21 protein-coding genes are annotated in these 20612 nt (G+C 62.8%); 12 read left to right on the top strand and 9 right to left on the bottom strand.

The features are described from left to right. The first annotated feature begins 42 nt into the window (after positions 1–42). From AC07O2_RS13815 to AC07O2_RS13805, 3 genes are read left to right on the top strand one after another with little or no spacing between them, the layout of a single operon-like run. A complete protein-coding gene (locus AC07O2_RS13815) occupies positions 43–1083 on the top strand; it encodes an aromatic ring-hydroxylating dioxygenase subunit alpha (RefSeq protein WP_495076313.1) in 1041 nt (346 codons plus the stop codon). Continuing rightward, positions 1080–2039: a PDR/VanB family oxidoreductase gene (locus AC07O2_RS13810; RefSeq protein ID WP_495076312.1), complete on the top strand. Its 960-nt coding sequence runs from the start codon at positions 1080–1082 to the stop codon at positions 2037–2039. Before AC07O2_RS13815 ends, AC07O2_RS13810 begins: the two co-directional genes overlap by 4 nt. Positions 2040–2043: 4 nt before the next feature. Then, positions 2044–2508 carry a MarR family winged helix-turn-helix transcriptional regulator gene (locus AC07O2_RS13805; protein WP_495076311.1) on the top strand — a complete coding sequence of 155 codons (465 nt, stop codon included), beginning with the start codon at positions 2044–2046 and terminating at the stop codon, positions 2506–2508. 72 nt (positions 2509–2580) lie between these two features. On the opposite strand, the gene AC07O2_RS13800 is transcribed toward AC07O2_RS13805, so the two are convergent. Beyond that, the gene (locus AC07O2_RS13800; protein WP_495076310.1) at positions 2581–3009 is read right to left on the bottom strand and encodes an RcnB family protein; all 429 of its coding nucleotides are present in this window, start codon (positions 3007–3009) and stop codon (positions 2581–2583) included. Positions 3010–3183: 174 nt separating this feature from the next. Here AC07O2_RS13800 and ddlA point away from each other — a divergent pair, with 174 nt between their 5' ends. Continuing rightward, positions 3184–4290 (top strand): D-alanine--D-alanine ligase, encoded by a 1107-nt coding sequence (gene ddlA / locus AC07O2_RS13795; RefSeq protein ID WP_495076309.1) that lies wholly within the window; start codon positions 3184–3186, stop codon positions 4288–4290. A 49-nt stretch (positions 4291–4339) separates the two neighbouring features. On the opposite strand, the gene AC07O2_RS13790 is transcribed toward ddlA, so the two are convergent. The 6 genes from AC07O2_RS13790 to AC07O2_RS13765 all read right to left on the bottom strand — a co-directional run bounded on the left by AC07O2_RS13790 (position 4340) and on the right by AC07O2_RS13765 (position 11531). Beyond that, the gene (locus AC07O2_RS13790) at positions 4340–5110 is read right to left on the bottom strand and encodes a TIGR02391 family protein (protein ID WP_495076308.1); all 771 of its coding nucleotides are present in this window, start codon (positions 5108–5110) and stop codon (positions 4340–4342) included. Positions 5111–5241: 131 nt separating this feature from the next. After that, positions 5242–6141 (bottom strand): restriction endonuclease, encoded by a 900-nt coding sequence (locus AC07O2_RS13785; protein ID WP_495076307.1) that lies wholly within the window; start codon positions 6139–6141, stop codon positions 5242–5244. A gap of 336 nt (positions 6142–6477) precedes the next feature. Then, positions 6478–7578, bottom strand: a complete 1101-nt coding sequence (mltB, locus tag AC07O2_RS13780; RefSeq protein WP_495076306.1) for a lytic murein transglycosylase B — start codon at positions 7576–7578, stop codon at positions 6478–6480. Between the two features lie 26 nt (positions 7579–7604). Beyond that, a complete protein-coding gene (locus AC07O2_RS13775) occupies positions 7605–9581 on the bottom strand; it encodes a transglutaminase TgpA family protein (RefSeq protein ID WP_495076305.1) in 1977 nt (658 codons plus the stop codon). 70 nt (positions 9582–9651) lie between these two features. Further along, positions 9652–10614 (bottom strand): DUF58 domain-containing protein, encoded by a 963-nt coding sequence (locus AC07O2_RS13770; protein ID WP_495076304.1) that lies wholly within the window; start codon positions 10612–10614, stop codon positions 9652–9654. Then, the gene (locus AC07O2_RS13765) at positions 10611–11531 is read right to left on the bottom strand and encodes an AAA family ATPase (RefSeq protein WP_495076303.1); all 921 of its coding nucleotides are present in this window, start codon (positions 11529–11531) and stop codon (positions 10611–10613) included. The genes AC07O2_RS13770 and AC07O2_RS13765 overlap by 4 nt, the downstream gene beginning before the upstream one ends. Before the next feature lie 42 nt (positions 11532–11573). Here AC07O2_RS13765 and AC07O2_RS13760 point away from each other — a divergent pair, with 42 nt between their 5' ends. After that, on the top strand, positions 11574–12527 hold the full coding sequence (locus AC07O2_RS13760) for a histone deacetylase family protein (protein ID WP_495076302.1): 954 nt from the start codon (positions 11574–11576) through the stop codon (positions 12525–12527). Positions 12528–12598: 71 nt separating this feature from the next. After that, the gene (locus tag AC07O2_RS13755; protein WP_495076301.1) at positions 12599–13936 is read left to right on the top strand and encodes a mechanosensitive ion channel family protein; all 1338 of its coding nucleotides are present in this window, start codon (positions 12599–12601) and stop codon (positions 13934–13936) included. Here the strand turns inward: AC07O2_RS13755 and AC07O2_RS13750 are convergent. After that, on the bottom strand, positions 13900–14127 hold the full coding sequence (locus tag AC07O2_RS13750; protein ID WP_348007854.1) for a helix-turn-helix domain-containing protein: 228 nt from the start codon (positions 14125–14127) through the stop codon (positions 13900–13902). The genes AC07O2_RS13755 and AC07O2_RS13750 overlap by 37 nt on opposite strands. A 20-nt stretch (positions 14128–14147) precedes the next feature. After that, positions 14148–14708 carry a DUF2975 domain-containing protein gene (locus AC07O2_RS13745; RefSeq protein WP_495076300.1) on the bottom strand — a complete coding sequence of 187 codons (561 nt, stop codon included), beginning with the start codon at positions 14706–14708 and terminating at the stop codon, positions 14148–14150. An 88-nt stretch (positions 14709–14796) separates the two neighbouring features. On the opposite strand from AC07O2_RS13745, the gene AC07O2_RS13740 reads away from it, so the two are divergent. The 6 genes from AC07O2_RS13740 to AC07O2_RS13715 all read left to right on the top strand — a co-directional run bounded on the left by AC07O2_RS13740 (position 14797) and on the right by AC07O2_RS13715 (position 20529). Then, positions 14797–15414: a hypothetical protein gene (locus AC07O2_RS13740; protein ID WP_495076299.1), complete on the top strand. Its 618-nt coding sequence runs from the start codon at positions 14797–14799 to the stop codon at positions 15412–15414. Beyond that, a complete protein-coding gene (locus AC07O2_RS13735) occupies positions 15415–15624 on the top strand; it encodes a hypothetical protein (protein WP_495076298.1) in 210 nt (69 codons plus the stop codon). A gap of 175 nt (positions 15625–15799) precedes the next feature. After that, on the top strand, positions 15800–16549 hold the full coding sequence (locus tag AC07O2_RS13730) for an electron transfer flavoprotein subunit beta/FixA family protein (protein WP_495076297.1): 750 nt from the start codon (positions 15800–15802) through the stop codon (positions 16547–16549). Positions 16550–16696: 147 nt separating this feature from the next. Then, positions 16697–17629, top strand: coding sequence for an electron transfer flavoprotein subunit alpha/FixB family protein (locus AC07O2_RS13725; protein WP_495076296.1), 933 nt, complete (start codon positions 16697–16699; stop codon positions 17627–17629). A gap of 72 nt (positions 17630–17701) precedes the next feature. Beyond that, a complete protein-coding gene (locus AC07O2_RS13720; protein ID WP_495076295.1) occupies positions 17702–19492 on the top strand; it encodes an acyl-CoA dehydrogenase in 1791 nt (596 codons plus the stop codon). Positions 19493–19572: 80 nt separating this feature from the next. Beyond that, positions 19573–20529 carry an NAD(P)H-dependent flavin oxidoreductase gene (locus AC07O2_RS13715; RefSeq protein WP_495076294.1) on the top strand — a complete coding sequence of 319 codons (957 nt, stop codon included), beginning with the start codon at positions 19573–19575 and terminating at the stop codon, positions 20527–20529. Positions 20530–20612: the final 83 nt, after the last annotated feature.

The raw sequence follows: 20612 nt of genomic DNA, 5'->3' as shown, positions 1-20612 counted from the left end.
TTGCCCGCCTAAATGACTCAACCCTCGATAGGAGCCCACGCCATGTTCCCCAAAAACGCCTGGTACGTCGCCTGCATGCCTGACGACATCGCCGACAAACCCCTGGGCCGCAAAATCTGCGGCGAGTCCATGGTCTTCTACCGTGGACCCGAGGGCCAGGCCACCGCGCTGGAAGACTTCTGCCCGCACCGTGGTGCCCCCCTGTCGTTGGGCAAGGTGGAAAACGGCAAGTTGGTCTGTGGCTACCACGGCCTGGAAATGGGCTGCGACGGCAAGACCGTGGCCATGCCCGGCCAGCGCGTGCGCGGCTTTCCACCGATCCGCAAGTTCGCGGTGATCGAGCGCTACGGCTTCATCTGGGTCTGGCCCGGCAACCCGGACCTGGCCGACGAGTCCAAGCTGCACCACCTGGAGTGGGCCGACAACCCCGCCTGGGCCTATGGCGGCGGCCTGTTCCACATCAACTGCGACTACCGCCTGATGGTGGACAACCTGATGGACTTGACGCACGAAACCTATGTGCACGCCAGCAGCATCGGCCAGAAGGAGATCGACGAGGCACCCGTGAAGACCGTGGTGAATGGCGACGAGGTCATCACCAGCCGCTACATGGAAAACATCTCCGCGCCACCGTTCTGGCGCATGGCGCTGCGCGGCAATGGCCTGGCCGACGACGTGCCGGTGGACCGCTGGCAGGTCTGCCGCTTCACCCCGCCCAGCCATGTGATGATCGAAGTCGGCGTGGCCCATGCCGGCAAGGGCGGCTACGACGCACCGGCAGAGCACAAGGCCGCTTCCATCGTCGTGGACTTCATCACCCCCGAGACCGAGACCTCCATCTGGTACTTCTGGGGCATGGCGCGCAGCTTCAACCCGCAGGACGCGGCGCTGACCGCCAGCATCCGCGAAGGCCAAGGCAAGATCTTCAGTGAAGACCTGGAAATGCTGGAAAAGCAGCAGCGCAACCTGCTGGCCTACCCCGAGCGCAAGCTGCTGATGCTGAACATCGACGCTGGCGGCGTGCAGTCGCGCAAGGTGATTGACCGTCTACTGGCCCAGGAAGCTACGCAGGTGACGGTATGAGCGACAAGTTGCGTGTGCGCGTGGCCCGTAAATGGCTGGAGGCCGAGGGCATTTGCGGCTTCGAGCTGGTGGCGCTGGACGGCGCGGCGCTGCCCGCTTTCAGCGCCGGCGCGCATATCGACGTGCATCTGCCCAGCGGCACCACGCGCCAGTATTCGCTGTGCAACGACCCGCAGGAAACCCAGCGCTACTGCCTGGGCGTGCTGCGCGACCCGGCATCACGCGGTGGCTCCGAGGCCATGCACAGCCTGGCCGAGGGCAGCGAGCTGGAGATCAGCGCGCCCAAGAACCACTTCCCCCTGGCGGCAGACGCCCAGCGCAGCCTGCTGTTGGCCGGCGGCATAGGCATCACGCCCATCCTGGCCATGGCGCAGCAGCTGGCGGCCAGCCGCAAGCCCTTTGACATGCATTACTGCACCCGTTCGCAGGAGCGCACGGCCTTTGTCGAGCGCATCCGCGGCAGCGCATTTGCGCGCGATGTGCACTTCCATTTCGACGACGGCGGCAGTGTGCAAGCGCTGTCTCTGCCCGACCTGCTGGCCGAGCCGCAGCCCGGCGTGCACTTGTATGTGTGCGGGCCCAAGGGCTTCATGGATGCGGTGCTGGGTATCGCCCGCGCCAGCGGCTGGCCCGAAGAGCAGCTGCATTACGAATTCTTTTCGGCGCAGGTGCTGCACTCGGCCAATGACGCCAGCTTCGACGTGCGCCTGGCCAGCAGCGGCAAGGTGATCCACATCGCAGCGGAGCAAACCGTCATCCAGGCCCTGGCGCTGGCCGGCGTGGAGGTGCCGTTCTCGTGCGAGCAGGGCGTGTGTGGCACCTGCCTGACCCGCGTGATCGAAGGCGTGCCCGACCACAAGGACCTGTACCTGACGCCCGAGGAGCAGGCCGCCAACGACCAGTTCACCCCCTGCTGTTCTCGGTCAAAATCACCGGTACTTGTACTCGACCTGTGACACCATGCCCGACACCGCTGCCACGTCTTTTGCCGCGCCCATCGACCTCAATGACCAGCCCGGCCATCTGATACGCCGGGCCCACCAGATCGCTGTGGCCAGCTTCCACCAGCATCTGGGCCGCGAGGTCACGCCGGTGCAGTACGCCATGATGCGGGTGCTGCAGGCCAAGCCGGGCATAGACCAGGCCACGCTGGCGCAAGAGGTGGCGCTGGACACGTCCACCACCGCCGACATCGCGGTGCGCCTGGAAAGCAAGGGTTGGATCAGCCGCGCCGTGCTGGCACGCGGCCAGCGCAGCCTGGCGCTTACCGAGGCCGGCGCCGCGCTGCTGGAGACCTTGGTGCCCGGCATGCAAGACATGCAGACCCAGCTGCTGGATGGACTGGAGTTGGAAGAACGGCAAGAGCTGCTGCGCCTGCTGCGCAAATTCGTCGCGCCCGACTCCGAGCGGCGCCAGGCGCGGTAGTTGTGCATTTGCTCTACTTTTGGGAGCTGCTAGCGCAGGTAATACCAGCGCTAGAGTCCAGTTTGGCTAGTATCAATTGCCCAGCAAAATCTGCGCAATGATGCCGGTGGTGATGGCAATCAGCACATAGTCGCCACCCGTTTGCACCCAGTGGTAACCGCGCGGCGGCGCGCTGAGGTGGTGGCCGAGCCAGTCGTTCACTACATAGGTGTTGTTGCGGTATTCGCGTGGCAGGCGGCCCCCCTTGCGGAAGTTGTGGTCCGGGCCAGCGCCGCGTTCCTGCATGGCCGGGGGGCGGTCATTCTGCATGCGCTGTCCCATGGCCTGGCCTGGCATTTGGCGGTCCATACGGTGTGCCTGGCGTGGGTCATTGCGCTGGTCATGCTGCTGGTTCTGGCGCTGCCAGTCGTCATCGCCCCCGGACCGGCCTTGCGCCTGGGCCACGCTGCCAAGGCACAGGCTGGCGGCGGTCAGTGCGGCGATCAAAGTTGTTTTGTGCATTTTCTGATCCTTTTCGTAGTGCGGCCAGGTGACCGCCTTTGCCTGCATTGGAGTCCAGTGTCCGAGTCAAAGCTGCAGGAACGGGCCTGGTTTACGGATGTTTACGCAGCAGCTACGTTCACGCGCTTCCACATCGCTGGATGTACATTCTCAGAACAAAGCAAGGAAGCGCACATGGCCAGTAAAACCAGGGTTGGAATCATTTTTGGTGGCAAATCGGCAGAACACGAAGTGTCTTTGCAGTCGGCCAAGAACATTGTGGATGCGCTGGACACAACTAAGTTTGAGGTGACCTTGATCGGCATCGACAAGCAAGGTCAGTGGCATGTGAACGATGTGTCCAATTACCTGCTGCATGCCGACAACCCTGCACGCATTGCGCTGCATCGCAGCCATCTGGACGTGGCGCTGGTGCCGGGCACGGATAGCCGGCAACTGGTCAGCACCCAGGCAGCAGCGACGGCGGTACTGGGCCAGATCGACGTGGTGTTTCCCATTGTCCACGGCTCGCAGGGTGAGGATGGCTCGCTGCAAGGCCTGCTGCGCATGCTCAACCTGCCTTTCGTGGGCTCGGGTGTGCTGGGCTCGGCGGTGTGCATGGACAAAGATGTGTCCAAGCGCCTGCTGCGTGACGCCGGGCTGGCCGTGGCGCCATTCCTGGTGTTCACGCGGGCCAACGTGCACCGCGCCCGGTTCGACGAAGTGGTGGCCCAGCTGGGCCTGCCCTTGTTCGTCAAGCCGGCCAATATGGGCTCGTCGGTCGGCGTGAGCAAGGTGCGCACTGCAGACGAATTCCAGCACGCCCTGGCCCTTGCGCTGGAGTTCGACCACAAGGTATTGGTAGAGCAAGCCATAGTGGGCCGCGAGATCGAATGCGCGGTGCTGGGCAATGAAGACCCTCAGGCCAGTCTGTGCGGCGAGATCGTGCTGCGTGACGAGTTCTATTCCTACGACACCAAATACATCGATGAGCAAGGCGCTGCGGTGGTAGTACCAGCCGACATCGACGATGCCGCCAGCAGCGAAGTCCGCCGCGTGGCCCTGGAGGCGTTTCGCGTGCTGGACTGCGCAGGCATGGCCCGCGTCGACGTGTTCCTGACGCCGCAAGGCAAGGTGCTGGTCAACGAGGTGAACACCTTGCCCGGCTTCACCTCCATCAGCATGTACCCCAAACTATGGCAGGCCAGCGGGCTGGGCTATACCGAGTTGATCACCAGGCTGATCGAACTGGCGCAGGAGCGGTATGTGCGGGACCGGGCTTTGAAGACTTCGATTGTTTGAGTGGGGGTAGAAGCTTTGGCAGCTTTGCGTTCAGGGCTTCGTCGCACTGCTATACAACCTTTTGAGCTTCGGCAATGCGACGGGCAAGGAGACTAGCGAACACCAAGTACTGCGCTGCCTTGGTTGGGTCCAAGTCGTGGGCAAGACTATGGGCCTTCGGGTTCCGGACTCCGACAAATGCGCCGGCGATGATCTGCATGAACCCAGATTGGTCATTTCTGCCCGACTCGGTGTCCATAGTGCTGAGGACGAGGACTGGCTTATTCGGGGATAGGGCAAGCTCAACCAATGCCTTCCCATCCTGGGCGAGGCCCGTGCGTTCGCGAATGAGGTCACCCAGCGCCACGTAGGCATTCAGAACAGCGTCTCTCAAGTGCCCCACTCTGAACTGGGCCCAGGAACTCTCAACAACTACAGGGTGGAGCAGTTTCAAGAGATCCTCTGCAGCCTCCGGCTCTTGTTTCGGTGGTGGTTCAAAGTCCCCAATGAGCTTGTCATCGATGAGCGCCACGAACTCGGCCGCCCGATCGACCGACTCAGGACGAATGGCGCCGGCGTCGATCAGGTCGTGCATGAACATCCGTCTTGCCCGCCATCGTGGCAGGAAGACCTTCTTGGTCAGGTCTTCATACTCTTGTTCAAGTGCTTCAAGTTGTTCGACTTCGGCAAGGTATGGGAGCGGAACGCCTGCAATGCACTGGCAATGGAGATGTGCTTGCACGATGACATCAAAATGGATCGGGCGGTGATGCGCCTCATAGGCTCGCTTCAACTCTGCGCGGGCCGTACCGATGAGTATTTGTAGTTTTTGTGCCTGCATGGTGGGGTGGTGCTTGCGAAGCCTAACGCCCAAGTTAACCTGCGCCGGAGCGCGAAGCGCGTAGGGCATCAACACTGGCTATGAAAATGGCGAAGCCATGGCCAGTGTTGGCGTCCGCGTTGAAACGACAGTTAGGCATTTCGCGCAATCGGAGGCATGAAGTTTTCGCTCACCTCCAGTATTCCAGAAAGCGTTCCGTCTACCTCTCGAATGGCAACATGAGCACTGCCATTTTTTTCGTAAAAGCCACCTACAACCATATCTTGCCCATCATATTCCACTTGCTTTGTTTCCAGTGATCTGTAGTTTGATTTGTAGCCCATAACGATGACTATTGATTTTGGCCTGGCTGTTCTTCCTGTTGAATCTATGAATTCGTGCTGCTGATTCAAATCAAAGCCAACCTCAACCCAAGGGTCGTTTCCATCTTTCTCGTTTTCCATCAGTTCCTTGAAGGCTGTTTTGCTTATCTCTGATGCAACGAATAGATTTCCCGCGAATTTTGCAAGAGGAATTTGACCTTCTGCGGTGCTGACCACTGCGCCAGCATCAAATGAAAAACCCGTGGTTGCGCAATCTTCTGCAATAACTACCGAGACGCTTCGAAGGTGGTAATTGCGACCATAAATTGATAACCCTTGAAGGCGTTCAAATTTTTTTGCCCAATTTTCTTTTTGTGCTGCCTTGAAGGTGAGTAGCCTTATATTTTGTTTTTTGGCGTATTTCTTTGCCGACTCTGAGAAGCCGTTCTTTGAGACGACTATCGTTTGATTTATTCCGACTTTTCGATGCTTCTCTTTGAAACTTTCGATTTTCCGAACATCGAGAGGACTGGTTTCGGTTGTGCACTCAATGCCAATTTTTAGTGAGCAGTTCAGAATCGTGCTTTCCACCAAAATGTCAATTTCCCTGTCGGTTTCGGCTTCCGAATCGTAAAGCATTGCGGATTCTGTGACTTTTGCGCCAGCGGGCGCTAAGTGATGATTGATTGCTTTTACTAGTTTCTGAAAGTGATTCGATCGTGCAGGCATGTGAATAGGTCTATTGTTCGTTAATGCCTAACGAATAGCGTTTATCTGCCGCGATGCGCTGCAAGAGACAAGAGCGATGTTCATACGCGGCGGATAAACCTTGTTGGACTGAACCAACGCCCGCAATGGCCGTTGATGTTTGGTGACGGATAGGGGATTACTCAAATGCCCCTGGCCTATGGCGCAAATTATGGAGTGATTCGAGAGCCGTTCGGGTGGCTATTTCTGTGACGCCTGCACCCAAGCGACCGCCCCATTGGATGGGCCTGCTGCGCAATTGCTCTATGCCGGCCAGTTCCTCCACGATGAACTCCACAAAGCTGGACCTTCCAGCTGTCATGGTGCGGTGCGGGCTTTGACAATGGCCGCCACTTCCTGCCCCAGCTCCAGCACGGCCATGGCGTAGTAGCTGCTCCAGTTGTAGCGGGTGATGGCGTAGAAGTTTTCGGTGCCGGCAACATATTGCGGTGGGTTGTCGCCGTTTTGCAGTTCCACCAGGGCCAGGGGGTCGGTGTGCTGCAGGGCTGGGCCGTCTAGCAGGGCGCCCTTGGCTTGGAAGCTGGCTACGCTGAAAGTAGGCAGGATGTCTGGGGCGAGCAGGGTGTCCATGTCGGCATTCGGCGCCAGCTGCACCGGGTAGGTGGCGGGCATGCCGGGTTGCCAGTGGAAGGCCTTGAAGTAGCTGGCTACCGAGCCGATGGCATCGGTGGCGCTGCCGAACAGGTCTACGTGGCTGTCGCCGTCGAAGTCCACCGCGTAGTGCACCCAACTGGTGGGCATGAACTGGGGCATGCCCATGGCGCCGGCGTAGCTGCCGCGCAGGCTGAGTGGGTCTATGCCGGCGCGCTGCGTGAGGCTGAGGAACTGCTCCAGCTCGCCTTTGAAGTAGGCGCTGCGCTCGGCGGCGCGCGGGTGGCTGGCGGGGAAGTCAAAGGCCAGCGTGGCCAGCGCGTCGATGACGCGGAAGTTGCCCATCTGCTGGCCGTAGATGGTCTCTACGCCCAGGATGCCGACGATGATTTCGGGCGGCACGCCGTATTCTTTTTCGGCGCGTTCCAGCGCGGCGCGGTTGTCTTGCCAGAAGCGCACGCCGGCGGCGATGCGGATCGGTTCGATGAAGCGGCTGCGGTAGAGCTTCCAGTTTTTGGCCGTGCCGCTGGGCGCGGGGGCCATCAGGCGCGGCACGCTGGGCAGAAAGCGTGCCTGGCCCAGGATGTTGTGCACCCAGGCGGCGTCCAGGCCGCGGCGCTCGGCGATGTCGTCGGCGGCGGCCATGGCGTCGTCACGGCTGGCGTACAGCGGGCCTGCGGTGATGGCGGCGACTTTGGCGGGTTTTTTGACTTTGGGCTGTTTTGCGGGCTTGGCGCAGACAGATGCTGCGCAAGCAGCTATTAAAACGAGAGCAATCGGGCGGGATATCGGGCGGAATGGGTGCATGGAATAAGGAAAGTGGCCGCCTGAGTTTAGTGGGGCCAGACGAGCCCCCTAAAGCTGCGCCGCAGCGCCGCCAGGCTATGCGGCGTTTGGGGTGCATAACGCTGGGCCTCCAGCTGCAGCAGCCATTGCTGGATGGCCGGGTGCTCTGGCAGCAGGGCGGCCAGTTCGCGGGGCGGAGCGTTGGGGGCGGGGGTGATGCCGGCCTTCAACAGCTTGCGCCGGGCGGCGTCCAGCAGGCGCAGCCAGGGGTCGTGCTGCAGGCGCTCCCACTGCGCCCAGCCGGCGCCACCCAGGGTGGCCAGCACCAGCAGGCCGGCGAGCAGCTTGCCCAGGTCTTCCCAGTCGGGGTCGTTGAAGCCTATGTTCTTCAGTAAGTTCAGCTGCTTGCCCTGGCTGTAGTTCAGCACCCATTGGTTCCAGCCGTTGTTCACCGCGTCCCAGGCGGCGCGCAGGCGCTTGGCCATGTCGGGGCTGACGGTGCCTAGCACCGTGCCGACCACGCCGCTGGGCGCCTGCAGGCGCTGGAAGCTGCCGACCCGGCCGGGCGACACGGCGCCGGTGGGGTCTACGCGGGTCCAGCCGCGCCCGGCCTGCCAGACCTCGGCCCAGGCGTGGGCATCGCTTTGGCGTAGCACCCAGAAGCCGTCCACGCCGTTGAGTTCACCGCCCTGGTAGCCGGTGACGATGCGGGCCGGCACGTCCAGCGCCCGCATCAGGATGACGAAGGACGATGCGATGTGCTCACAAAAGCCTTCCTTGCGGTCAAACCAGAACTCGTCCGCCGTGTCGCGCCCGTAGACGCCGGGGTCCAGCGTGTAGCTGTAGCCGCCGGTGCGCAGCCGGTTCAGCACCAGCGCGACCAGGCTGGCGGTATTGGCTGTGGGCTGGGCGCGGCGGATGTCGGCGGCCAATTGCAGGGTGCGCGGGTTGTAGCCGGGCGGCAGGTCCAGATAGGCTTGCAGGCTGTTGTTCGCTTGCTGCGGCCCGTACCGGAACTGCGGATAGCTTTGCACCTGGTAGCGCAGCAGGTCGCTGACCGGGCGGCTGGCCAGCCATTGCAGGTCGGGCGTCATGGCGGCGTCCATGCCGGCCAGGGTGGGGCGCTGGGGCGTGGCGTCCAGCGTTAGCAGCCAGGGGCGGTTGCTGGGCTCCAGCGTGACCTGGTAGTTCACGGGCGCACCGGATACCTGCAGGTCGGTCGGCGGCAGTCGTGCAAAGTCGCTGTACTGGGGCAGCCACTCGCGGCCATCAAAGCGCGACAGCACCGGGCCGCGAAAGTACAGGTCTTGCTGCTGCGGCGGCGGGCCTTCAAAGCGCACGCGCATGGCGATGCCGTCGTCCAGCGCTAGCTTTGCCATGGTGCCAACCTGCATGCTGGCGGACAGGCCGCTACGCCCGGCCATGGCATCGCTGGGCACGCCCCACAGCGGCGCCATGCGCGGGAACAGCAGGAACAGCACGGCCATGATGGGCGCACCCAGCAGGGCCATGCCGCCGGCGATCTTGGCGGCTTCGGGCAGGGCGGTTTGTGGGGCCACCGGCATGTGCGCGTTGACCAGCGCCGTCAGCAAGCCCAGCAGGGCAATCAGCATGGCGGCCGCCGTTAGCAGCGACTGCGAAAAGAAGAAGTTGCTGAGCATGGTGAAAAAGCCCAGGAAGAACACCACAAAGGCATCGCGCCGGGCGCGCAGCTCCAGTGTTTTCAGCGCCAGCAGCACCACGATCAGCGTTACCCCGGCATCGCGCCCGAGCAGGGTTTTGTGCGTGGCCCAGGTGGCCGCCAGCGTAACGGCCAGCAGGGCCGCCAGCCACCAGCGCGAGGGCAGGGGCCGGGCGCGCCAGGCCAGCCAGCCGCGCCACAGCAGCACACCCGCCGTCAGGCCCGTGCACCACAGCGGCAGATTGCCCACCTGGGGCAGCACCACCCAGGCGATGACCACCAGCAGGAACAGGGTATCGCGGCTGTCCCGGGGCAGGGCCCTCATCGGGTTCATGGTGCTCATTCCGCGCATGGGCTGCCCACTATCAAAATGAGAGCTGCTTGCGCAGGTAGATTCTGCGCTGGAGGTCGATTCAGCATAAGGCCAGTGCCTCCAGGCAGCGGCGTTTGTGCGCCTCGCCAGCAGCGGGCGGCAGGGCCAGACCAGGTAGGCGCAGGCCGTAGTCCAGGCCCAGGCGGTCGGCCTGCAGCACCCAGGCGCACAGGCGCGACAGCCGGGCCTCGGTGCCCAAGCCACCGGCCTGGGCGTAGTCCAGCCAGAGTTCGCTGCGCTGGGCCTGTTGGCTGTCGCGGCTGACCAGCTCATCGGCCTTGGCGGCTTTTTTCCAGACCACCAGCTTTAGCGGGTCGCCACGGCGGTAGGCGCGCACGCCATCAAAGTCGCCGCTGGCCTGGGCCGTGCTGTGGCTGGCACTGCCAGGGCGCGGCTGGCCGGGCGGCAGCGGCGGCGGATGGGCTTCGGGCCGGGGGTAGACCAGCAGCTGTGCCGCCGGCCGCCAATAGGTCCACACGCGGAAGGTGCCCAGCGGGAAGCGGGTCTCGGCGGTGATGGCTGGCACGCGCTGCAGGCCGCGTTCGGTGGGGGTGAAGGCGATCTGTACCTGGGCGCTGCCCTGGGCGGGCACATCGGTCCAGGCCCAGTGGCCAGAGCCCAGCAGCGCCAGGCCTATGCCGTGGCGAATCTTTTTTCGCGTGCTGCTGAGCTGTATGGAAACAAGCACGTTGGCGCCCGTGTACTGGGGCTCGGGTGCTATCAAATGCATGCTCAATCCATGCAGGGTTGCGTGGCCGACATAGGTACCCACTACGGCGCAGCCCGCCAGCAGAAAGGTCAATAAATAGCCCAGATTCAGCTGGTAATTGATGCTGGCCACCAATAGCACCAGCAGCGTGGCGGCGAGCATGAGGCCGGGTGCGGTGGGCAGGATGTAGACGTTGCGCTGGGTCAGCAGCGTGGTGTCGGTGAAGTGGATGCGCGCCTGCCACCAGCGCTGGAAGCGCGCGCGCAGCAGGGCGAGAGGGTTCCTGAGCGTCACGGCAAAGGTGTTGATTCGAGCATGGCCTGCACCTGGGCCACGGCGCCGCGGCCGGCATCGCCCACCGGCACCAGGCGGTGCGCCACGGTTTGTGCCAGGATGGCCCGCACGTCATCAGGCGCCACATAGTCGCGCCCGCTCAGCAGGGCCTGGGCCTTGGCGGCGCGTACCACAGCGATGCCTGCGCGCGGGCTCAGGCCCTGCAGAAACCAGCGGCCGGAGCGGGTGGCGGCCACCAGGTCTTGTACATAGTCGAGTAGCGGGGCGGCGGTGTGGACCTGCAGCACCTGCTGCTGCAGGGCTTGCAGCTCGGCCGCGTTGAGCAGGGCGGGCAGGTGCTCCACCAACTCGCGCCGGTCTTGCCCCGCCAGCAGCTCGCGTTCGGCCTGGCGGTCGGGGTAGCCGAGCGAGATGCGCATCAGAAAGCGGTCCAGCTGGGATTCGGGCAGGGCAAAGGTGCCCAGTTGGTCCATGGGGTTCTGCGTGGCGATCACGAAGAAGGGCGAGGGCAGGGGGCGGGTGGCGCCCTCTACGGTGACCTGTTTTTCTTCCATTGCTTCGAGCAGCGCGCTTTGGGTTTTGGGGCTGGCGCGGTTGATCTCGTCGGCCAGCAGGATCTGCGCGAACAGCGGGCCGGGGTGGAAGACAAAGGCCTCTTTACCTCGCTCGTAGATGGACACGCCGGACAGGTCGCTGGGCATCAGGTCCGAGGTGAATTGAACGCGCGAGAACTGCAGGCCGAAGGTGCGCGCCAGCGCATGGGCCAGCGTGGTCTTGCCCACGCCGGGCACGTCTTCGATTAACAGGTGGCCGCCGGCCAGCAGGCAGGCGACGCAGTCCTGAACTTGGGCTGGTTTACCCACAATCACCGTGTTAAGCTGGCCCAGCAGTGCGTGGAGTTTGTTTTGTACATGCATGCCAAGACGTTACATGAAATTTCAAGTCCCACGCCCATGACCGTGAACAAGACCGGATACTTCAGCCACCCCGCCTGCCGCAAGCACGAGATGGGCCCTGGCCATCCAGAATGCCCGGAGCGGCTGGATGCGATAGACGACAGGTTGCTGATCTCCGGCGTGGCCGACGCGCTGGACCCGCGCCAAGCGGATGCGGCGTCGCTTGCCGACATCGAGCTGGCGCACAGCCGCAGCCATATTTCCGCCCTGCGTGGCCTGGGCGATAGCCTGCGGGATGAGATCAACGCCGGTGGCCCCAGCCATGCGCAGATCGACCCCGACACCAGCATCAATATCCACACCTGGGATGCAGCCCTGCACGCCGCTGGCGCAGCCATTGCCGCCACTGACGCGGTGATTGCCGGTGAGCTGGAAAATGCCTTCTGCGCCATCCGTCCGCCCGGCCACCATGCCTGCCGCGACAAGGCCATGGGGTTTTGCTTTTTCAATAACGTGGCGATTGCCGCCAAGTACGCGCTGGAGCGCCATGGCCTGAAGCGCGTGGCTATCGTCGACTTTGATGTGCACCACGGCAATGGCACCGAGGACATCGTGGCCGGCGACGAGCGCATTTTGATGACCAGCTTCTACCAGCACCCCTTCTACCCGGTGGGCGGAGCGCAGTCCGATGCGCCCAACCTGGTGAACGTGCCGGTGGCTGCCTACACCCGGGGCATGGACATCCGCGAGCTGATCGAGATGTACTGGCTACCCCGGCTGGAGCAGCACCGCCCCGAGATGATTTTTATCAGCGCCGGTTTTGATGCGCACCGCGAGGACGATATGGGCCAGCTGGGCCTGGTGGAGCAGGACTACGCCTGGATCACCCAGCGCATCAAGGACGTGGCCCGCCGCTTTTCCAAGGGCCGCATGGTGAGCTGCCTGGAAGGCGGCTATGCGCTCAGCGCGCTGGGCCGCAGCGTGGAAGCGCATATCCGGGTGCTGGCTGACTTGTAACTCGGCGTGTTACCTGGGTGTCGCGCAGCGCCGGGATAATCGGTCGCCTCGATACGCCAAGGTTTTGCACGATGGATTTTTTGAAGACGACGACTTCCCCCGCACCGATTACCGACCTGGACAGCTGGATTGCCGCGCTGCTGCGGCCTGTGACCCTGTTTGAGCTGGCCAGCCTGGCGTTGTGCCTGCTGCTGGCCTGGGCCGTGGTGTGGACGGCGCGCAAGGCGGTGGATACGCCCGATCCGCGGTCTGTGCTGTTTGGCCGCCGCATTGTGGATGGTGTGCTGTTCCCATTCCTGCTGCTGGCATTTGGCACGCTGGCCGAGCTGCTGCTGGGGCATTGGATGTCGCTGGCGGTGTACAAGCTGGCCATGCCGGTGATCATCTCGCTGGTGGTGATACGCACCGGGGTGAAGGTGCTGCAGGCGGCCTTCCATGACGCGCCGCTGGTGCGCCTGCTGGAGCGCACCATTTCCTGGGTGGCCTGGCTGGCCATGGTGCTGTGGGTCAGCGGCCTGCTGCCGGTGCTGCTGGACGAGCTGGATCAGATCAAATGGAAGGTGGGCGCGTCCACCATGTCGGCGCGCAATGTGCTGGAGGGGGCGATCACGGCCGGTGCGGTGCTGATCGTGACGCTGTGGATTTCAGCGGCCATCGAGTCGCGCTTGCTGCGCAAGGCCACGGGCAGCGTGCTGTCGCTACGCAAGGCCATCAGCAATGCCACCCGCGCCTTGCTGATGTTCCTGGGGCTGCTGCTGGCTTTGTCGGCCGTAGGTATCGACCTGACGGCCTTGTCGGTGCTGGGCGGCGCTGTGGGCGTGGGTATCGGCTTTGGCTTGCAGAAGCTGGCAGCCAACTACGTGAGCGGCTTTGTCATCTTGGCCGAGCGCAGCGTGCGCATTGGCGACTTTGTGAAGATGGACAGCTTTGAGGGCCGCATCACCGACATCAACGCGCGCTACACCGTGATCAGCGCGCCCAATGGCCGCGAATCCATCGTGCCCAATGAAATGCTGCTGACCCAGCGGGTGGAAAACCTGTCGCTGAACAACTCCCGGATTTCGCAGGCCACCGAAGTCTCTGTGGGCTATGACAGCGACGTGGACCTGGTGATGCGCCTGCTGGTGGATGCGGCGCTGCAGGAAGAGCGCGTGCTGCGCGAGCCTGCGCCCGCCGCCACCTTGACGGCCTTTGGTGCAGACGGCCTGGGCTTCAATCTAGGCTACTGGATCAACGACCCGGAAAACGGACAGGGCAATCTGCGCTCGGCCATCAATCTGCGTATTTTGAAAGCCTTGCGTGCCCACCACATCGACGTGCCTTACCCGCAGCGCGTGGTGCACACCCGGGTAGTACCAGCCAGCGATTCGGATCAGGGTGCTGCGGTGGTGTCTGCATCGGCTTCGTAGACCAGCAGGTCGCCAGGCTGGCACTGCAGAATGCTGCAGATCTTCTCCAGCGTGTCAAAGCGCACGCCCTTGACCTTGCCCTGCTTCAGCAGGGACAGGTTGGCCTCGGTCATGCCCACCAGCTCGGCCAGCACCTTGGATTTGAGTTTGCGACGCGCCAGCATCACATCGAGTTGCACCACGATTGGCATTGGGCGCCTTTAACCTAGGTTTAAACGAAAGCCGCGTTTTCTTCGGCCAGCGCCTGGCCCTGGCCGATGATGGCCGCCATCAGCCACACCACCCCGGCGAACAGCAGGGTGAAGATGTGGTCTGAACCCACCGCAATCGCCAAGTGCCGCATGCCCGGCGGGTTGTTCAGCGTCAGCAATACAGACAGGGCGGGCACCAGCAGCATGCCCGCCAGCACGGAGGCCATGGTCCAGGCGGCAAAGCGCCGCAGGCCCAGCACCGCTTGCGGGGTGAAGACCTGACCCCGGGCGAAGCTCTGAAAGCATTTGCGTGCTTCCCACAGGCCGCGCAGCAGCAGGCCTACGGACCCGCAGGTCAGCAGCGCGCCGGCCAGCCTCTGCAGTGTCGAAAGAGCGCCCTGTATGGCGCCGGGCGCCAACTGGGCCTGGGCAGCCAGGGTGCCGGTATCGGCCACGGCCCAGCAGGCCAGCACGGCCAGGGGTAAGGCCCAGACCAATAAGCCGCAAGCTGCCGCCAGGATGCGGCTGGTGCGGCGCAATGCCAAAGGGTCGGATGTGGGTGCTGCTGCGGTGTGTTGCATGGTCATTCCTTTGCGAGGAATTTATTTTAATTTGACAAATAATTTCTGTAAAACAATAATTTATCAACATCTGCTAGAAATTATTACCATGTCCAACTATTGGCGAACTGTGATTTGTACCGGCTTGTTGTTGGGGCTGGTGGCCTGCTCCGGTATCCCCATCCGCTCCATGGCACGGTTGGCCAAGCTGCCCGATCAGCTGCTGCATGCCAGCCCGGCGGAGATCATGTTCGCGGTGCAGGTGGACAACCGTTTGCTGCCGGCCGTCAGCGGCACGCCCACCTTCAGTATCGACATCCAGCCCGCCGTTGCTGGGGCTTTTGAACCCGTGCTGCGCAAGCTGCCCATGCAGCTGAATGTGACAGCGGCTCCGGCCATGGGGCTGGAGCCCGCAGGCCCTGGGCGGCGTTGGATGCTGTACCGCTTCACGCCTGCATCGCAAGTGGAGTTGCAACGCATACAGGCCCAGTTTCTGCGCCTGCAGGCGGAGCGCCGTAGCGGCACCGGCGGCAGCCTGGCTGTGGGCATCGCGCAGGACGGAGTGGTGGCCAGTGATGCGTCACTGGACAGCACGCGTTGGGAGAGTTGGCTGCAAACCTCGGCTCAAGAAGGCTTTTACATGCTGTGGTCGGGCAGCCTGGGTGAGCTGAAGGCGCAAGAACGTGCCGCCCGCAACGCTACGGCCACGCAGAAAACAGGCGGATGAATGATGCAACAACGAACGGTTTTATTGGCTGCTGAGCTGGTGTTTTTATTATGTGGCTGCTCTACCGAGGCTTGGTACAAGGGCATGCAGCAAAGCGCCCAAGAGGCTTGCCGAACCCAGCGCAACGGGCCTATTGAATCCTGTACGGCAGGGCGCTACTCGAAGCCATACCCCGAGTTTGAAAAAGAACGCTCGGTGCTGAAGCCGTAGCTGTCGCCTGGATGACGGTGGGTCGCATATTGCGGTCTATAATTAAAAAGAACGATCGTGCTTTTTAATGGCGAACCCATGGTGATCGGCATGTTCGCAAGAGACTGGACGTGCTGCGGAATAGAATCAGCAAGTTTACGTATACGTCAATTCAATAACTCTGAGGAGTGCAGTGATGAAGGTCCTGGTAGCAGTCAAACGCGTAGTGGATTACAACGTGAAGGTTCGGGTGAAGTCGGACAACACGGGTGTGGACATTGCCAATGTCAAGATGAGCATGAACCCGTTTGACGAGATCGCCATCGAAGAAGCGGTTCGCCTGAAAGAAAAGGGCGCCGTCACCGAAATCATCGCCGTGTCCTGCGGCGTGACCCAATGCCAGGAAACCCTGCGCACCGCCATGGCCATCGGCGCCGACCGCGCCATCCTGGTGGAAACCAGCGAAGAACTGCAACCACTGGCCGTGGCCAAGCTGCTCAAAGCCCTGGTTGACAAAGAACAGCCCGGCCTGGTGATCTTGGGCAAGCAAGCCATCGACGACGACTGCAACCAGACCGGTCAGATGCTGGCCGCGCTGGCCCATCTGCCGCAAGCCACGTTCGCCAGCAAGGTGGAAATTGCCGACGGCAAAGCCAACGTCACCCGTGAAGTCGATGGCGGCCTGGAGACCATCGCGGTCAGCCTGCCAGCCATCATCACCACCGATCTGCGCCTGAACGAGCCACGCTACGTCACCTTGCCCAACATCATGAAGGCCAAGAAGAAACCGCTGGAAGTGGTGAAGCCGGAAGACCTGGGCGTCAACGTCGCCCCCCGCGTCAAGACCTTGAAGGTCAGCGAGCCGCCACAGCGCAGCGCCGGCATCAAAGTCCCAGACGTTGCAACTCTCGTTGCCAAACTCAAAACCGAAGCCAAAGTTATTTAACACCCCCAGGCTGCGCGCACTGCGTGTCGCTTCGCCAACCCCCTTGCAGAGGGCAACACCAGCGGCCTGGCAAAGCCAGTTCCGCGGTGTTTCTGGAAGGAGCGAACCTGCACCCGCAGGCCTGTGACAGGACCAAGGAAAGACACCATGACTTCTCTCGTTATTGCCGAACACGACAACGCCAGCCTCAAGGGCGCCACCCTGAACACCGTAGCCGCCGCCACACAATGCGGTGGTGATGTGCACGTCCTCATCGCGGGCAGCAACGCTGGTGCAGCAGCTGCTGCTGCAGCGCAGTTGCCTGGCGTGTCCAAGGTCCTGCACGCCGATGGCGCCCAGTTCGCCCATGGTCTGGCCGAGAACGTGGCCGCCCAGGTGCTGGCCATAGCCCCGGCTTACAGCCACATCCTGTTCCCGGCCACCGCTGGCGGCAAGAATGTGGCGCCACGCGTCGCGGCCCTGCTGGACGTGGCCCAGATTTCTGACGCCACCAAGATCGTCAGCGCCGACACCTTCGAGCGCCCGATCTACGCCGGTAACGCGATTGCCACCGTGCAAAGCCTGGACGCAACCAAGGTCCTGACCGTGCGCACCACCGCCTTTGACCCGGTAGCAACCAGCGGCGGCAGCGCTGCTGTCGAGCAGCTGACGGCCGTGGCCGATTCCGGCCAATCCAGCTTTGTGGGCAGCGAGATCGCCAAGAACGACCGCCCCGAACTCACCGCCGCCAAGATCATCGTCAGCGGTGGCCGTGCCCTGGGCAGCGCCGAGAAGTTCAACGAAGTGATGATTCCGCTGGCTGACAAGCTGGGCGCCGCTCTGGGGGCCAGCCGCGCAGCCGTGGATGCGGGCTACGCCCCGAACGACTGGCAAGTGGGCCAGACCGGCAAGATCGTCGCGCCCCAGCTGTACATCGCTGCCGGCATCAGCGGCGCCATCCAGCACTTGGCCGGGATGAAGGACAGCAAGGTGATCGTGGCCATCAACAAGGATGGCGAGGCACCGATCTTCTCCGTGGCCGATTACGGGCTGGAGGCGGATCTGTTTGTCGCCGTGCCTGCACTCGTCGCGGCTTTGTAAGAAGCAGGTCAGTGCGAAGGGGCATCGTGCGCGGTGCCCTTTTTTTATAACTATTGATCCCGGAGACACCCCATGAGCTACACCGCCCCGCTGAAAGACATGCTTTTCAACATCCAGCATCTGGCCCATATTGACCAGATCGCTGCCTTGCCAGGCTTTGAGGATGCGGGGCTGGACACGGCCCAGGCGGTGCTGGAAGAGGCCGCCAAGTTCAACGAGGGGGTGTTGTCTCCGCTGAACTGGGAAGGGGACAAAAATCCGTCCAGTTGGAAAAATGGCGTGGTCACCGCCACGCCCGGATTCAAGGATGCCTTCAAGCAATTTGCCGAAGGCGGCTGGCAGGGCTTGCAGCACCCCACCGAATACGGTGGCCAGGGCCTGCCCAAGACGATTGGCGCAGCCTGTGTGGAGATGTGCAATAGCGCGAACCTGAGCTTTGCGCTGTGCCCGCTGCTCAGCGACGGCGCGATCGAAGCGCTGCTGACCGCCGGCTCGGACGCACTCAAGGCCACCTACCTGGAGAACCTGGTCAGCGGCAAATGGACCGGCACCATGAACCTGACCGAGCCGCAGGCCGGCAGCGACCTGGCCATGGTGCGCAGCCGCGCCGAACCGCAGGGCGATGGCAGCTACAAGGTGTTTGGCACCAAGATTTTCATCACCTGGGGTGAGCACGACATGGCCGAGAACATCGTCCACTTGGTGCTGGCCCGCGTGACCGGCGCGCCCGAGGGCGTGAAGGGCATCAGCCTGTTCGTGGTGCCCAAGTTCCTGGTGAATGCCGATGGCTCGCTGGGCGCGCGCAACGACGTGCATTGCGTCAGCATCGAACACAAGCTGGGCATCAAGGCCAGCCCCACTGCCGTGTTGCAGTACGGCGACCACGGCGGTGCCGTGGGCTATCTGGTCGGCGAAGAAAACCGTGGCCTGGAGTACATGTTCATCATGATGAATGCCGCGCGCTACGCGGTGGGCATGCAGGGCATTGCCGTGGCTGAGCGGGCCTACCAGAAGGCCGTGCAGTTCGCCAAGGACCGGGTGCAAAGCCGCCCGGTCGATGGTTCGGCCAAGGCCAGCGTGGCCATCATCCACCACCCTGATGTGCAGCGCATGCTGATGACCATGCGCGCCCACACCCAGGGCTGCCGCGCGATGTCCAGCGTGGCCGCAGCGGCCTACGACGTGGCGCACCGCCACACCGATGCCGAGACGCGCCAGCAAAGCCAGGCCTTCCATGAGTTCCTGGTGCCGCTGGTCAAGGGCTACAGCACCGAAATGAGCCTGGACGTGGCGTCGCTGGGCGTGCAGGTGCATGGCGGCATGGGCTTCATCGAAGAAACTGGCGCCGCACAGTATCTGCGCGACGCCAAGATCCTGGCCATCTACGAAGGCACGACGGCGATCCAGGCGAACGACCTGGTAGGCCGCAAGACGGTACGCGACGGCGGCGCCACTGCTAAAGCGATTGCACGCCAGATCTTGGTCACCGAGACCGAACTGACCCAGAGCGGCAGCGCCGATGCGCTGGCCGTGGCCAAGCGCCTGAAGGCGGCACGCACCGCGTTTCTGGACGTGGTGAGCTTCGTGGTCAGCAGCACCAAGACCCAGCCGAATGCGGTATTTGCCGGCAGTGTGCCCTACCTGATGCTGGCCGGCAAACTGGTGGCCGGCTGGCAGCTGGCGCGCTCGCTGCTGGTGGCCGAGGACCTGCTGGCCAAGGGTGAAGACACAGCGTTTATGCAAGCCAAGATCAGCACCGCGCGCTTCTATGCCGACCATGTGCTCATCACCGCGCAAAGCCTGCGCGACAGCATTCTGGAAGGCGCGGACAGCGTCACTGCGCTGGGTGTGGATGCGTTCTGATTTGCTATTGATTGTGTAGCTGCTAGCGCAGGTATTACCTGCGCCAGAGCCAGATTTTTTATAAATGCACCGGAGACCCCATGTCCAGATTGCCTGCCCCGTTGAACGCGTTGCCGTTGCCCATCATCGCTTCACCGATGTTCATCGTCAGCACCCCCAGGCTGGTGATTGCCCAGTGCATTGCCGGGGTGGTCGGCTCCATGCCTTCGCTGAACGCGCGTCCGGCGTCGCAACTGGACGACTGGCTGGCCGAAATCACTGAAACCCTGGCGGCCTACAACCTGGCCCACCCCGACGCACCGGCCGCACCGTTCGCCATCAACCAGATCGTGCACAAGTCGAATGACCGCCTGGAGCACGACTTGCAGGCCTGCGTGAAGTTCAAGGTGCCCATCATCATCACCTCGCTGGGCGCGCGCGAGGATGTGAATGCAGCAGTGCACAGTTACGGTGGCGTGGTGCTGCATGACATCATCAACAACAAGTTTGCCCACAAGGCGATAGAGAAGGGCGCTGACGGCCTGATCGCTGTGGCGGCCGGTGCCGGTGGCCACGCGGGAGTGAAGAGCCCGTTCGCCCTGGTGCAGGAAATCCGTGAATGGTTTGATGGCCCGCTGGCGCTGAGCGGCGCCATCTCCACCGGCGGTGGCGTGCTGGCGGCACAGGCCATGGGGGCTGACTTTGCTTACATAGGCTCAGCCTTCATCGCTACCGAGGAAGCACGTGCCGTAGACGCCTACAAGCAGGCCGTCGTGGATGGTGATTCGGACGACATCGTACTGACCAATCTGTTCACCGGCGTGCACGGCAACTACCTGGCACCGTCCATCCGCGCGGCCGGCCTGGACCCTGAGCATCTGCCCGAAAGCGACCCTACCAAGATGAATTTTGGCGGCGATACGGCGGCCAAAGCGTGGAAAGATATCTGGGGCTGCGGCCAGGGCATTGGCGCAGTCCGTAAAATCCAGCCTGCGGGCGAATACGTGGCCCAGCTCCGGCGCGAATACGCCGAGGCCAAAGCCCGTTTATCCGTTTAGCCTATCCCTTTAGATTTTTACCGGGGAACGCCTTGTGCGTTCCCCTTGTTTTTGTGGACCCCGGACTGTTGCGGGGGCCGCCT

The organism is Rhodoferax sp. GW821-FHT10B06, assembly GCF_059415605.1.
This window is presented reverse-complemented; position numbering and strand designations above follow the sequence as displayed.